At 57.7% G+C, this 14,266-nt stretch carries 11 protein-coding genes; 7 read left to right on the top strand and 4 right to left on the bottom strand.

The window, feature by feature from the left end; translation table 11 throughout:
• Window positions 1-33: 33 nt before the first annotated feature.
• The 3 genes from IBT46_RS08175 (at window position 34) to speD (ending at window position 2,185) form a co-directional block, all read left to right on the top strand.
• Window positions 34-381, top strand: a complete 348-nt coding sequence (locus tag IBT46_RS08175) for a YacC family pilotin-like protein (protein ID WP_105595409.1) — start codon at window positions 34-36, stop codon at window positions 379-381.
• A 109-nt stretch (window positions 382-490) separates the two neighbouring features.
• A complete protein-coding gene (speE, locus tag IBT46_RS08170) occupies window positions 491-1,348 on the top strand; it encodes a polyamine aminopropyltransferase (protein WP_200545261.1) in 858 nt (285 codons plus the stop codon).
• A 27-nt stretch (window positions 1,349-1,375) separates the two neighbouring features.
• A complete protein-coding gene (speD, locus tag IBT46_RS08165; RefSeq protein WP_105595407.1) occupies window positions 1,376-2,185 on the top strand; it encodes an adenosylmethionine decarboxylase in 810 nt (269 codons plus the stop codon).
• 170 nt (window positions 2,186-2,355) lie between these two features.
• Here speD and yacL read toward each other — a convergent pair whose 3' ends face one another.
• Both yacL and IBT46_RS08155 read right to left on the bottom strand, forming a co-directional pair.
• Complete coding sequence (gene yacL, locus IBT46_RS08160; protein ID WP_105595406.1) at window positions 2,356-2,721, bottom strand: protein YacL; 366 nt, start codon at window positions 2,719-2,721, stop codon at window positions 2,356-2,358.
• Window positions 2,722-2,916: 195 nt separating this feature from the next.
• Window positions 2,917-3,534 carry a LysE family translocator gene (locus tag IBT46_RS08155; RefSeq protein WP_200545259.1) on the bottom strand — a complete coding sequence of 206 codons (618 nt, stop codon included), beginning with the start codon at window positions 3,532-3,534 and terminating at the stop codon, window positions 2,917-2,919.
• 66 nt (window positions 3,535-3,600) lie between these two features.
• On the opposite strand from IBT46_RS08155, the gene IBT46_RS08150 reads away from it, so the two are divergent.
• A complete protein-coding gene (locus IBT46_RS08150) occupies window positions 3,601-4,518 on the top strand; it encodes a LysR family transcriptional regulator (protein WP_200545257.1) in 918 nt (305 codons plus the stop codon).
• 259 nt (window positions 4,519-4,777) lie between these two features.
• On the opposite strand, the gene acnB is transcribed toward IBT46_RS08150, so the two are convergent.
• Window positions 4,778-7,375 carry a bifunctional aconitate hydratase 2/2-methylisocitrate dehydratase gene (acnB, locus tag IBT46_RS08145; protein ID WP_200545255.1) on the bottom strand — a complete coding sequence of 866 codons (2,598 nt, stop codon included), beginning with the start codon at window positions 7,373-7,375 and terminating at the stop codon, window positions 4,778-4,780.
• A 1,475-nt stretch (window positions 7,376-8,850) separates the two neighbouring features.
• Here acnB and IBT46_RS08140 point away from each other — a divergent pair.
• The 3 genes from IBT46_RS08140 to IBT46_RS08130 are packed head-to-tail and all read left to right on the top strand — an operon-like array spanning window position 8,851 to window position 13,226.
• Window positions 8,851-10,344, top strand: coding sequence for an aldehyde dehydrogenase (locus IBT46_RS08140; protein ID WP_200545253.1), 1,494 nt, complete (start codon window positions 8,851-8,853; stop codon window positions 10,342-10,344).
• Between the two features lie 30 nt (window positions 10,345-10,374).
• Window positions 10,375-11,793 (top strand): APC family permease, encoded by a 1,419-nt coding sequence (locus IBT46_RS08135; RefSeq protein WP_200545251.1) that lies wholly within the window; start codon window positions 10,375-10,377, stop codon window positions 11,791-11,793.
• A 50-nt stretch (window positions 11,794-11,843) separates the two neighbouring features.
• Window positions 11,844-13,226 carry an aspartate aminotransferase family protein gene (locus IBT46_RS08130; protein ID WP_200545250.1) on the top strand — a complete coding sequence of 461 codons (1,383 nt, stop codon included), beginning with the start codon at window positions 11,844-11,846 and terminating at the stop codon, window positions 13,224-13,226.
• A gap of 39 nt (window positions 13,227-13,265) precedes the next feature.
• Here the strand turns inward: IBT46_RS08130 and IBT46_RS08125 are convergent, their stop codons facing one another.
• A complete protein-coding gene (locus tag IBT46_RS08125) occupies window positions 13,266-14,264 on the bottom strand; it encodes an aldo/keto reductase (protein WP_200545248.1) in 999 nt (332 codons plus the stop codon).
• Between the last annotated feature and the right edge of the window lie 2 nt (window positions 14,265-14,266).

The following is a 14,266-nucleotide window of genomic DNA, read 5'->3' as shown; positions in this document are numbered from 1 at the left end:
ACGTCTGCTCATTGCACACGAATGAGAATAACTATGAAGAAAAGCATCAAGGCTCTGTTGCTGCTAGGGCTTTTTGGCTTCTCCTCCACCAGTTTCGCCCTGAGTGAAACGGAAGCAGAAGATTTGGCCGATTTAACCGCTGTATTTGTTTATCTGAAAAATGATTGTGGCTACCAGGATCTTCCGGACGGGCAGGTTCGTCGTGCGTTGATGTTTTATGCGCAGCAGAATCGTTGGGATTTGAGCAATTACAACAGCTTCAATATGAAAGCACTCGGTGAGGACAGCTATCGCGATCTGAGCGGTATTGCCATTCCGAACGACACAAAGTGCAAATCCCTGGCCCGCGACTCTCTGAGCCTGCTTGCCTACGTCCGATAATCACCCGCCGTTCCCCTCCCCGCGTCCGAATTGACCGTGCAACCACGGTCAGAAATCGCTATCCTGTTTCCCCCATTTTTCGTGGCTGTTATGAGGAGAAAACCCCACCATGGCCGATAAAGAAATGTGGTATGAAACCCTTCATGCCGGATTCGGACAGTATTTTTCTGTCGATAACGTACTGTATCGCGAGCAGACCGGGCACCAGGATCTGATCATCTTTGAAAATGCCGCTTTGGGCCGCGTGATGGCGCTGGACGGCGTGGTACAAACCACCGAGCGCGATGAGTTCATTTATCATGAGATGATGACCCATATTCCCCTGCTGGCCCACGGTGCGGCGGAGAGCGTGCTGATTATCGGCGGCGGCGACGGTGCCATGCTGCGCGAAGTGAGCCGCCATCGGAGCATCAAAAAAATCACCATGGTTGAGATCGATGCCGGGGTGGTGACCTTCTGCAAACAGTATCTGCCGAACCACAGCCAGGGTGCCTATGACGACCCGCGCTTTACGCTGGTGATTGATGACGGCGTGAACTTCGTGAAGCAGACCGAGGAAAAGTTTGATGTGATTATCTCTGACTGCACCGATCCGATCGGTCCGGGAGAGAGCCTGTTCACCTCAGACTTCTACGAAGGCTGCCACCGCATCCTTAATGAAAATGGCATCTTCGTGGCGCAGAATGGCGTCTGCTTCCTGCAGCAGGACGAGGCGGTCAACAGCCACCGCAAGCTCGGCCACTATTTCACAGACGTCAGCTTCTATCAGGCGGCGGTACCGACCTACTACGGCGGCATCATGACCTTTGCCTGGGCCAGCGATAATCCGGCGCTGCGCCAGCTGGATGCACCAACGATTGCCGCGCGCTTTGCCGCCTCCGGGCTGACCTGCCGCTACTACAATCCGGCAATCCACGCGGGCAGCTTTGCCCTGCCACAGTATCTGTTAAATGCGCTGGCCAAATGACCGGGCATTTTAAGGGGGTGAACGAAATTGCAAAAGCTTAAACTACATGGCTTCAACAACCTGACGAAAAGCCTGAGTTTTTGTATCTACGATATCTGTTACGCGAACACAGAAGCGGAACGCGACGGATATATTGCGTACATTGATGAGCAGTACAACGCCAACCGTCTGACGGAAATTCTTAGCGAAACCTGCTCGATTATCGGCGCTAACGTGCTGAATATTGCCCGCCAGGACTACGAGCCGCAGGGCGCCAGCGTGACGATTCTGGTCAGCGAAGAGCCGATCGATCCGCGCGATATTGATACCTCTGAACATCCCGGCCCGCTGCCGAACTCGGTAGTTGCCCATCTGGATAAAAGCCATATCTGCGTTCACACCTACCCGGAAAGCCATCCGGAAGGCGGTCTGTGTACCTTCCGCGCCGATATTGAAGTGTCGACCTGCGGGGTGATTTCGCCGCTGAAAGCGCTGAACTACCTGATTCACCAGCTGGAATCCGATATTGTCACCATCGACTATCGCGTGCGCGGTTTCACCCGCGACGTGAACGGGGTGAAACACTTTATCGACCATGAGATCAACTCAATCCAGAACTTCATGTCCGACGATATGAAAGGGATGTATGACATGATGGACGTGAACGTCTATCAGGAAAATATGTTCCACACCAAGATGCTGCTGAAGGATTTCGATCTTCGCCACTATCTGTTTAACACTAAACCTGACGATCTCAGCCCGCAGGAGCACAAGCGGATCACCGATCTGCTGTGGAAAGAGATGCGGGAGATTTATTACGGACGCAATATTCCGTCGGTGGGATTAAAAACGCAGTAACGACTCAGGAATAAAAACGAACCAGCCAGCGTGTTGTGACCGATTCAAACCGGTCGCGTTGGCTGGTTTTTAGCGCGGGCGGTATCAACGAGGGATTTCACCTTGCTTGCGCCTCCGTGCGCCATGCCAGCCACAAGGGCTAAAGCGATCCTCACCTCAACAGCCTGCGCTTAACGCCCCTGTAGAAACGCCCGGTAGGCGGCAATCACCGCCAGAAAATCCTCTACGCCGCAAAACGACAGGCTCTCTTCGTCGTAGTAGTTCATGCCCTCTTCCATTTCATCGCCTTCAAAGCCGAGCTGGTTAGAACGAACGATCACTTCTTCCTCATCCAGCCACAGGGTGTATTCCCGCCCCACGCGCTGCCACTGGCGCTCGCTGCCCTTAACGCTGGCAACGGCGGCTTCGACTTCATCCAGCAGCGCCAGATTCTTTTCGTCCACCTCGTCGTTGAACCAGTGGCCAACGGCCTCGTGGCCCATCGACATGCGAACCTTCACCACCCCGGTGATATCGCGTAAAAATTCATATTCCATCGTGTTCCCCTCCCGGCAGACTGACCGCGCATGCTCAAGGCTATTTTGCGCCTCTGCCCGGATAATACTGAGCATCAGCGCGCATTATCGCAGCCCGACGGGGGAAAAACAGCAATATCGACGACGGTCAGGTTCACAACGGCTTGTCAGCGGCGGGTATCACACGGCAGCATGAGCGCATTGGCACTGCCACACTTAACGATTTCCTCCCGTGACGGCCAGCAGCAGGCCAAAAACAACCAGCAGGCCGCCAAACGCACGATCAATCCAGTGGCGCACGGCCAGCAGGCGCTCCCTCACGGCCCCCGCCGAGAAGCCCAGCGCCACCAGGCTGAACCACGCCATATGCACCACCGAGATAAACACCCCATAGCCGATCTGCACCGCCAGCGGCGTTTCAGGGCCCACCACCTGCATAAACAGGCTGACGATAAAGATCGTCGTCTTCGGATTGAGGACGTTGGTCAGAAAGCCGGTGCGCAGCGCCGCCGCGTCCGACAGCGGTATCACCCGGCGGTCAACCGGGGTGCCGCCCGCGCGGGAGCGCAGCATTTTAAAGCCGAGATACACCAGCCAGACGGCACCCAGCAGCCTGATGGTGTTAAACAGCCACAGCGACTGCTGGATAAGCAGCCCGACGCCAACCAGCGTATAGGTCACGTGAACCAGCACGCCAAGGCCAATCCCCAGCGCGGTCAGCACGCCCGCCCGGCGCGACAGCATCAGGCTGTTGCGCGTAACCATGGCAAAGTCCGGCCCCGGGCTGATCACGGCCAGCAGGGTAATGGTGATTACAGCTATCAGTTCGGTCATGAGTTATCCTGTCAGAAATGAGTTAATTGCCGCGATAATAGCGGCAGGTTATCAGGATGAATAACGATGATTTCTGACATCAAAGGTGAGTCTGAATCACCATTAAACGATGAGCGACTGCCTTCGCTGCTGGCGCTTCGTTGCTTCGAGGCTGCCGCCCGGCAGGAGAACTTCAGCCGAGCCGCCGCGGAGCTGCACCTTACGCACGGCGCGGTCAGCCGTGCGGTGCGCCTGCTGGAGGACGAACTGGGCGTGGCGCTGTTCGAGCGCCGCAGCCGACGGGTATTTCTGACCGATGCGGGCCGCACGCTGGCGAGGGCAGTCGGCGAGGGAATGGATTTGATGCGCCAGGCGGTCAGCGAGCTGCGCGCCCGCCAGAAGCGGCAGTGGGTGCTTTCCTGCGAGCCAACGCTGCTGATGCGCTGGCTGATCCCCCGCTGGTCAGATTTTCAGGCTCGCCATCCGGGCACAGACGTTCATCTTGTTGCCGGCGGTGGCCCATTCTCTTTTGCTAACGGCATCGATCTGGCGATTCGCCGCAGCGATTTTCCGTTACCGGGGAGCTATCACGCCGAACGGTTGTTTGCTGAAAAAGTCGGCCCGGTTTGCCGTACCGATAAGGCCGCAGGCTGGTTTAACGAAGAACATCACGCTGCGACACTCAGGCGCGATGCACCGCGTCTGCATACGCGTACCCGGCCCGGCGCATGGCAGGAATGGGCGGCCGCTGCGAGGCATTCGCCTTTTGATACCAGCGGGCAAACGTTCGATCACTTTTATTTCAGCCTGCAGGCCGCCGTGGCAGGGCTCGGCGTAGCCATCGGCCCGTGGCACCTGGTGCGTGACGATGTGGAGAGCGGCGTGCTGAACGCCCCCCTGGGGTTTGTCGAGGATGGTTCCCACTACTGCCTGCTGTCACCCAAACCCCTCGCACCGGGCAGCCCAGAGGCGGATCTGCTGGCATGGTTAAGATTGCAGGCATAAAGAAGAGGAAAATCAACGCAGCAAAGACAGTCGGGCAAGCTGAGGGGGACGGGAATGACAATCGCCTGAGCTCAGGGAAAGATAAGACTGAGGGGAATAGCAGCCGCTTTCTAAGGTGGAAGTTTAAGCAGACAATAAAAAAGAGCCGACCGGCGGCTCTTTTTAACGGGGCAATGTTCAGTCATTTCTGCCTGAAGCATTGCCCGGTCTGAGTGATTTTTACCGACTGACATCGGAAAAATCATTACTCTCGGCGTTATCAGACCGCAGTCTGGAAAATCACGCCGTCAGCTTTATCAGTGTACTGGCTCAGCTGGTCGAAGTTCAGATAACGATAGGTATCCACGGCGGTTTTATCCACCTGATCCATAAACTGCAGATACTCTTCCGGCGTAGGCAGTTTGCCCAGCAGAGAAGCAACCGCAGCCAGCTCGGCGGAGGCCAGGAACACGTTAGCACCGTTACCGAGGCGGTTCGGGAAGTTACGCGTTGAGGTCGATACCACCGTTGCGCCATCTTTCACACGCGCCTGGTTACCCATGCACAGTGAACAGCCCGGGATCTCGATGCGCGCACCGCTCTTACCGAATACGCTGTAGTAGCCTTCCTCGGTCAGCTGCGCGGCATCCATCTTGGTTGGCGGAGCCACCCACAGACGGGTTGGCAGCTGCCCTTTATGGGCATCCAGCAGTTTACCGGCAGCACGGAAGTGACCGATGTTGGTCATGCACGAACCGATAAAGACCTCATCGATCTTCTCGCCCTGCACGTCAGACAGCAGACGGGCGTCGTCCGGATCGTTTGGCGCACACAGGATTGGCTCTTTGATATCCGCCAGATCGATGTCGATCACCGCCGCATATTCTGCGTCAGCATCGGCTTCCAGCAGCTGCGGATCGGCCAGCCATTTTTCCATGCCTTCCACGCGGCGCTCCAGCGTACGACGATCGCCGTAGCCTTCAGAGATCATCCACTTCAGCAGCACGATGTTGGACTGCAGATACTCGATGATCGGCTCTTTATCCAGCTTAATGGTACAACCGGCGGCAGAACGCTCTGCGGAAGCATCGGTCAGCTCAAATGCCTGCTCAACTTTCAGCTTCGGCAGACCTTCGATTTCCAGTACGCGGCCGGAGAAGATGTTTTTCTTACCTTTCTTCTCAACGGTCAGCAGGCCCGCTTTGATCGCATACAGCGGAATGGCGTGAACCAGATCGCGCAGGGTAATACCCGGCTGCATTTCGCCTTTGAAGCGCACCAGCACCGATTCAGGCATGTCCAGCGGCATCACGCCGGTCGCAGCGGCAAACGCTACCAGACCAGAACCCGCCGGGAAGGAGATACCGATTGGGAAACGGGTGTGGGAGTCACCGCCTGTACCGACGGTATCCGGCAGCAGCATACGGTTCAGCCAGCTGTGGATAACACCATCGCCCGGGCGCAGCGACACGCCGCCACGGTTCATGATGAAGTCAGGCAGGGTATGGTGTGTGGTCACGTCAACCGGCTTAGGATACGCAGCGGTATGACAGAACGACTGCATCACCAGGTCGGCTGAGAAGCCCAGACAGGCCAGGTCTTTCAGCTCGTCACGGGTCATCGGGCCGGTGGTGTCCTGAGAACCTACTGAGGTCATTTTCGGTTCGCAGTAAGCGCCAGGACGGATGCCTTCTACGCCACAGGCGCGACCAACCATTTTCTGCGCCAGTGAGAAGCCACGGCTGCTGCTCGCCACATCTTTCGCCTGAACAAACACATCGCTGTGCGGCAGGCCAAGGGATTCGCGGGCTTTGGTGGTCAGGCCGCGGCCGATAATCAGCGGGATACGGCCACCGGCGCGCACTTCATCCAGCAGCACGTCGGTTTTCAGCTCGAAGTTCGCCAGCAGTTCGTCGGTTTCGTGATTACGCACTTCGCCTTTGTACGGGAAGATATCGATCACGTCGCCCATGTTCAGCTTGTCGACTTCCACTTCGATCGGCAGCGCACCGGCATCTTCCATCGTGTTAAAGAAGATTGGTGCGATTTTGCCGCCGAGGCACACGCCGCCGCCCTTCTTGTTAGGCACGTAAGGAATGTCGTCACCCATAAACCACAGCACCGAGTTGGTGGCGGATTTACGTGATGAACCGGTACCGACTACGTCACCAACGTAGGTCAGCGGGAAGCCTTTTTTCTGTAATTCTTCGATCTGTTTGATCGGTCCAACGTTACCGGCATCGTCGGGTACAATGCCATCACGTTCGATTTTCAACATCGCCAGCGCGTGCAGTGGAATATCCGGGCGAGACCATGCATCCGGTGCCGGAGAGAGGTCATCGGTATTGGTTTCGCCGGTCACTTTAAACACGGTTACGGTGATTTTGTCTGCCAGTTTAGGACGCTTCAGGAACCATTCTGCGTCAGCCCACGACTGAATAATTTTTTTCGCGTGTGGGTTGCCCGCTTTGGCTTTTTCTTCAACATCGTAGAAGTTGTCGAACATCAGCAGCGTATGGGACAGGGCTTCAGCGGCAATCGGTGCCAGCTTTTCATCATCCAGGGCTTCGATCAGCGCATGGATGTTATAGCCGCCCTGCATGGTGCCGAGCAGTTCAACTGCTTTTTCAGGAGTAACCAGAGGGGAGGTAGCTTCGCCTTTCGCGACAGCGGCCAGGAAACCGGCTTTAACATAGGCCGCTTCATCTACACCCGGCGGGACTCGATTGATCAACAGGTCTGACAGGAATTCTTCTTCACCCGCTGGAGGGGCTTTTAGCAGTTCAACCAGCGCGGCCATTTGGGAAGCATCTAACGGTTTAGGAACGATCCCCTGGGCAGCACGCTCGGCAACGTGCTTACGGTATTCTTCTAGCACGACGTTCTCCTCGCTCTCATTGTATATGGCATCCCGGGTCACCCAAGTCACCGCTATTAGTGATAACCATCCATGTGTAGGGTAAGGCGCCCGGTTCCGCGTGGGGCAGCATAGCAGGATTTCGCTCGCATGTTAATCTGTTTACAAATAAGCAACATTATTTGCGAGGTGCGTCAACTCCGGTTAGTTCCTTTTTTACAGCATTCCACACTAGTCAGATGGTTAATGTTTAGTATTTATTCTGTTGGTTGGGTGATATAGCGGCATTTAATCCAGTAATTAATCTTTGTCGCTTTTAATTTTGTGCTAAAAATCGTCAACTTTTCGCATGAGTTGATAACCTGAGATTCGGGTTAGGGGCTGGTGATGGCTGGTAGTTATGTGCTCGCGCTAGCTGGTGGAGGCTGGGAGTTGTGTGCTCGCGCTGGCTGGCTGTGGCCCCTGCCGGGCGGTCCTCGCGCCGCTTCGCGGTGCCCTCACTTCGTTCGTCAGCCTGTCGGATCGGCACTGCGATGACTGGCGGAATGGTGCTCACGCTGGCTGGCTGTAGCCCCTGCCGGGCGGTCCTCGCGCCGCTTTGCGGTGCCTTCACTTCGTTCGTCAGCCTGTCGGACCGACGCCGACGCGCGTCCTGCGCGGCTGCGTCTTTCGCCCACTTCCCTGTGGGCGAATCCTGGCTTCCTCGCTACGTTCAGCGCTGCGGATTACCCTTCAGGGGCCACAGTCAGCCCGCTTTTAATAACAATGTTGCCTGTTCGAAAGTACCGTTCTTATACAGCTCAGGTACGGGCTGTTAATCGTCACAATTCTCATACTGCTTCAGGCATGGCCCGCGAAACACCATGATTTCCATGAAGTTTCAGGCAGCCAGCACATGCATAAAGGGAGGGCAGCCTCTGCGACGGCCGGGCAATCCGCAGAGCCGGGGTGCAGGCAGCCTAGCCGGAGAGACCAGAAAGGACCATTACCGACCCGTTCTCCATTACGGTATAACCCGAGGACATTCTTCTATTTCACCGTAGTGACCTGTTAAATATCACAATTTCCGTGGAGTTTCAGGCAGCCAGCACATTGCATAAAGGGGGGGCAGCCTCTGCGGCAGCCGGGCAATCCGCAGCGCCGAGGTGCAGGCGGCGGGGCCGGAGAGACCAGCAGGGATGCTGGGCTCAGGCGTGGCGCGGGCAGGACGCCCGCTCCGCGCCGATCCGTAAGACCCGCAGCCGAAACCGAGGGGACCGCGAAGCGGCGCGAGGACCGCCCGGCCGCCGCAGAGGCTGAACCCCGATCCCCATAGCTATAGCCATCGCCAACTCAGCCAGACAATATTCTCCACCAGCCCTCCTGCCACGGATTTTCATGCTCACCCTATACATTTTTACTAATTTTCGCCCACTCCCCCCGGCGTTAGGATGACGCAGGATTTAACAATTTTTAAACATCCTGTCATCTCAACATGCACCAGCGGGGGTAAACCGATGTGGACACAACAGAAGTGGCAGCAGCGCGCGGAACAGCAGCACTTTATCCAACGGGCAATTATTGATGGCCAGAAACTGACCTCGGCCAGTGAAAAAACCTTCGCCGTTATCAACCCGGCAACCCAGCGGCTGCTGGCCGAAGTGGATATCAGCGAGCAGATCACGGTCAATCGGGCCGTTAGCGTGGCACGCCGCTGCTTCGAACGCGGCGACTGGTCGCAGCAGTCACCCGCTTCCCGTAAACAGGTTCTGCTGCGCCTGGCGGACCTGATCATGCAGCATGCCGATGAGCTGGCGCTGCTGGATTCGCTGAGCATGGGCAAAACGGTGACCGATGCCAGGGAGCTGGACGTACCCGGCGCGGCAGGCGTGTTCAGATGGTATGCCGAAAGCCTGGACAAACTTTACGGCCAGATAGCCCCCACCGCGCAGAACGCCGTCGCCATGATTACCCGCGCACCGATCGGCGTTATCGCGGCCGTGGTACCGTGGAATTTCCCGCTGGATATGGCCGCCTGGAAACTGGCCCCGGCGCTGGCCGCAGGCAACAGCGTCATACTCAAACCGGCAGAACAGTCGCCCTTCTCCGCGCTGCGCCTTGCAGAACTGGCACTGGAAGCGGGCCTGCCGCCGGGCGTGCTCAATGTACTTCCCGGCAATGGCGAAATCACCGGTAAAGCGCTCGGTCTGCATGAGGATATTGATGCCGTGGTGTTTACCGGTTCCACCCAGGTCGGAAAGTACTTTATGCATTATGCCGCGCAGTCCAACCTCAAACAGGTCTGGCTGGAGTGCGGCGGAAAGAGCCCGAACCTGATCTTCGCCGACTGCCACAACCTTGAACTGGCTGCGGAAAAGGCCGCAGCGGCTATCTTCTTCAACCAGGGCGAAGTCTGCTCCGCCAACTCCCGCCTGCTGGTTGAGCACAGCATTCACCATGAATTCGTTGAACGCCTGCTGGCTCAGGCCCAGAAATGGCAGCCGGGCGATCCGCTCGATCCTGCCAGCCGCGCCGGTGCCATGGTCAGCAGCCGACATAGCGACAGAGTCATGAGCTACATCCAGGTTGCCCGCGAACAGGGAGCAGAACTGCGCTGCGGCGGCGAGCGGTTGACGATTAACGGCTCAAACAATTTTATCCAGCCGACCATATTTACCGGCGTCCGCTCCGATATGCAGCTGGTAAAGGAAGAGATTTTTGGCCCGGTGCTGGCGGTGATGCCCTTCGATGGTGAAGAGCAGGCGATCGCCCTCGCCAATGACAGCATCTACGGACTGGCGGCATCGCTGTGGAGCGGCGATTTAAGCCGTGCGCACCGGGTTGCCCAGCGGCTGAATGCCGGCACGGTATCCGTGAATACTATTGATGCTATCGACGTCAGCGTCCCCTTCGGCGGCGGCAAGCAGTCGGGCTTTGGCCGCGACCTCTCGCTGCACGCGTTCGACAAATTTACCCAGTTAAAAACCACCTGGATTCAGCTGTGCCAGTGACCCTCGTTCTCCTGCATAAAGGACAATCTTATGTCGCAAAATACAGACGTATCAGCCAGTAAGCTCGCTTCAGTGAAGCCGGTGGCGAAGCTGGGTTTTCTCTCGCTGATATCCGTTGCCGTTGGCCTGGTGGTCTCGCAGGGGGTAATGGTGATGATGCTGCACGCCGCAGGGATCGCCGGGTTAAGCCTGATCCTTCCGCTGACGCTGGCCTGGCTGCTGGCGCTCAGCTATGCCTGCTCGTTCTCCGAGCTGTCACTCATGATCCCGCGATCGGGCAGCCTGTGCAGCTATACCGAGGTCGCCCTCGGTCACTTTCCGGCGATCATCGCGACGTTTTCAGGCTATATCGTGGTGGCGATGTTTGCGCTGTCCGCCGAGCTGCTGCTGCTTGACCTGATTATCGGCAAAGTTTTCCCGCACAGTTCACTGCCGCCGCTGGCCGTAGCTGCCGGGGTGTTATTGCTGTTTACCCTGTTCAACCTGATGAACATCGATATCTTCGCCCGCCTGCAAACGGCGCTGGCGGTGATCATGATGATAGTGCTGCTGGTACTGGGTATCTGCGCCATCACCAGTTCGCAGGCGGAAACGGTGCAGGATGTTATCGCACAAGGGAGCCTGGCGCCGCAGGGCTGGGGATGGGGAGCGGTCGCGCTGGTCGCCACCACCGTCTGGGGCTTCGTCGGGGCGGAGTTCGTCTGCCCGCTGATTGAAGAAACCAAACGGCCCCAGCGTGATATTCCGCGCGCGATGATGGTGGGCCTGACGCTGATTTTTATCACCATTATGCTCTACTGCCTCGGTGCCCTGCTGGTGCTGCCGCGATCCGCCCTGACCGGAGACGATCTGCCGCATTTCCTGTTCGCCACCAAAGTGTTCGGTGAAAGCGGCAAGCTGCTGCTGTTAGCGGCCGCCATCACCGCTACCTGCAGCACGCTGAACTCTTCTCTGGCCACCATTCCACGTATGCTCAGCGGCATGTCGCAAAACGGTCAGGCTTTCCCCTGCTTTAACCGCCATAGCCGTAACGGCGTGCCGTGGCTGGCGGTGCTGTTTGTTGCCGCGATCACCGGACTGCCGCTGCTACTGATGAACACCGACTCCATCAGCCTGCTGCTGCTGGCCGCCGCAATCTGCTGGCTGCTGGCCTATATCATCACGCATATCAACGTCATCGTATTACGCCGCCGCTATCCGCATCTGCCGCGCCCGTTTCGTACCCCCTTTTACCCACTGCCGCAGGTTCTTGGGATCGTCGGCATGCTGTACGGCATCTGGAATGCCTCCCCCACGCCAGAGATGGCGGGTGAAGTGTTTACCGTCGCAGGCGGCGTGCTGGCCGTAGTCGCGGTTATTGGTGCGCTGTGGGTGAAGCTGGTGATGCACAAGCCGCTGTTTGCCCCGGAGCCCATCGAGAAAGCACTGAATCCATCGCTTAAAAACTAAATCAGGCAGGAAAAAACCTGCCGTACCTTACACCGACTGGAGAACAACCGATGAAAAATGACGATACAAAACAGCACAGTACCCGGGACTGGCAGGGTATGGATGCGGCACACAACATCCACGCCTTCGTCGACCAGAAAAAACTGAACGCGGCGGGCCCGCGCGTGATGAACCGCGCTAAAGGGCTTTACGTCTGGGACAATGACGACCGCCAGTATCTTGACGGCATGTCAGGGCTATGGTGTACCGCTCTCGGCTACGGCCGCCAGGATTTGATCGACGCCGCCACGCGGCAGATGGAGCAGCTCTCCTATTACAATATGTTTTTCCATACCACCCACCCGTCGGTGATCGAGCTGTCCGAGCTGCTGTTCAGCCTGCTGCCCGACCGCTACAGCCACGTGATTTATACCAATTCCGGATCGGAATCCAACGAAGTGTTAATCCGTACAGCGCGCCGCTACTGGCAGGTGGTGGGCAAATCGCAGAAACGGGTGATGATTGGCCGCTGGAACGGCTATCACGGTTCAACGCTGGCGAGTACCGCGATGGGCGGCATGAAGTTTATGCACGAGATGGGCGGCATGCTGCCGGATATCGCCCATATCGATGAGCCATACTGGTTCGCCCACGGCGGCAATCTGACGCCGGAAGAGTTCGGGCTGAAGTGCGCCCGTCAGCTGGAGGAAAAAATTCTTGAGCTGGGCAGTGAGAACGTCGCCGGATTTATCGCCGAGCCGTTCCAGGGGGCGGGCGGGATGATCTTCCCGCCGGAAAGCTACTGGCCGGAGATCCAGCGCATCTGCCGCCAGTACGATGTGCTGCTGTGCGCGGATGAGGTCATCGGCGGATTCGGCCGTACAGGAGAGTGGTTCGCACACCAGCATTTTGGCTTTGAGCCGGACACCATCACCATCGCCAAGGGGCTGACCTCGGGCTACATTCCAATGGGCGGCCTGATCCTTTCAAGGCGCATGGCGGAAGCGCTGGTCGAGCACGGCGGCGTGTTTGCTCACGGCCTGACTTATGCCGGGCATCCGGTGGCGGCAGCGGTGGCGATTGCCAATATCAAGGCGCTGCGTGATGAAAAAATCGTTGAGCGGGTAAAAAACGATACCGGGCCTTACCTGCAACGGAAACTGCGTGAGGTATTTAGCGAGCATCCCATGATCGGTGAGATCCAGGGCAGCGGTCTGGTGGCTGCGCTGCAGTTTACTGCCGATAAAGCCACGCGGAAGCGCTTCGCAAATGAGGATGAGATCGGCTGGCGCTGCCGCAGCTATGGCTTCGAGGAAGGGGTGATTATCCGCTCCACGCAGGGCCGAATGATCATGGCCCCGGCGCTGGTCGCTACTCATGCTGAGCTGGATGAGCTGGTGGAAAAAACCCGCCGGGCAGTGGAACGCACCGCACAGGAATACAAGATTCGCTAACCGGTTGACGGCAGACCACGATCGGTCTGCCGCCTCCCCTTACCGCTCCACCAGCGCAAACTCCTGCTCGCTGTAGCGTTCCCCGGCAATATTCTCCGGGGCAAACAGCGTATTCAGTGTGGCAAGATCGCGGTCGTTAATGACCAGATCGGCCGCCGCGCAGTTATCTTCCAGATGGGCCAACTGCCGCGCCCCCGGGATCGGCACAATATTCTCCCCCTGCGCCAGCACCCAGGCCAGCGCCAGCTGGGCCGGACTCGCCCGATAGCCCTGCGCCATCTCCGTCAGCTGTACAACCAGCTGCTGATTATGTTCCCACGCCTGCTGCTGGAAGCGCGGCAGATAGCGGCGGAAATCATCTTCGGCCAGCGTGCCTGCCGCCGCCACTTTACCGGTCAGAAAGCCTCGCCCCAGCGGGCTGTAGGGAACAAAACCGACGCCGAGACGACGGCAGGTTTCCAGCAGCCCCTGTTCAGGATCGCGGCTCCACAGCGAGTATTCACTCTGAACGGCAGCGATAGGATGTACCGCCTGCGCACGCTGTAGCGTCTCGCTGGAGATTTCCGACAGCCCCAGATGCAAAACCTTACCTTCGCGCACCAGATCGGCCATGGTGCCCACCACCTCTTCCACCGGCACCGCCGGATCGGGGCGATGCTGATACAGCAGGTCTATCGCCTCAATGCCCAGCCGCTGTAGTGAAGCCTCTGCCACCGCACGGATGTTTTCCGGGCGGCTGTTCACGCCTTTAATGCGCTCCCAGCCCTCGCCTTCATCGGTAATATGGAAGCCAAATTTCGTGGCAACTTTGACCTTCCCCTGATGCCCTTTCAGCACGCGGCCAAGCAGCGATTCATTGGTAAAAGGACCGTAAACCTCTGCCGTGTCGAGGAAATCCACCCCAAGGTCGAAAGCGCGATGCAGCGTATTAATCGCCTGGCGCTCATCGCTGGCACCGTAGGCGAAACTCATTCCCATGCAGCCAAGGCCAATGGCGGAAACCTGCAAGCCTTCAGTGCCTAACGTTCTTTTTTTCATGG

It is taken from the genome of Erwinia sp. S38 (genome assembly GCF_016624545.1).
Taxonomy (GTDB): domain Bacteria; phylum Pseudomonadota; class Gammaproteobacteria; order Enterobacterales; family Enterobacteriaceae; genus Erwinia; species Erwinia coffeiphila.
The sequence above is the reverse complement of the archived record's forward strand: the minus strand, read 5'-3'. Positions and strand labels throughout refer to the sequence as shown.

Excerpts from the sequence above, each read along its gene's own strand:
- IBT46_RS08175 (WP_105595409.1), top strand. The coding sequence starts at position 34 with ATGAAGAAAAGCATCAAGGCTCTGTTGCTGCTAGGGCTTTTTGGCTTC.
- speE (WP_200545261.1), top strand. The coding sequence starts at position 491 with ATGGCCGATAAAGAAATGTGGTATGAAACCCTTCATGCCGGATTCGGA.
- yacL (WP_105595406.1), bottom strand. The coding sequence starts at position 2,721 with ATGGAATATGAATTTTTACGCGATATCACCGGGGTGGTGAAGGTTCGC.
- IBT46_RS08155 (WP_200545259.1), bottom strand. The coding sequence starts at position 3,534 with ATGACCGAACTGATAGCTGTAATCACCATTACCCTGCTGGCCGTGATC.
- IBT46_RS08150 (WP_200545257.1), top strand. The coding sequence starts at position 3,601 with ATGATTTCTGACATCAAAGGTGAGTCTGAATCACCATTAAACGATGAG.
- IBT46_RS08140 (WP_200545253.1), top strand. The coding sequence starts at position 8,851 with ATGTGGACACAACAGAAGTGGCAGCAGCGCGCGGAACAGCAGCACTTT.
- IBT46_RS08135 (WP_200545251.1), top strand. The coding sequence starts at position 10,375 with ATGTCGCAAAATACAGACGTATCAGCCAGTAAGCTCGCTTCAGTGAAG.
- IBT46_RS08130 (WP_200545250.1), top strand. The coding sequence starts at position 11,844 with ATGAAAAATGACGATACAAAACAGCACAGTACCCGGGACTGGCAGGGT.
- IBT46_RS08125 (WP_200545248.1), bottom strand. The coding sequence starts at position 14,264 with ATGAAAAAAAGAACGTTAGGCACTGAAGGCTTGCAGGTTTCCGCCATT.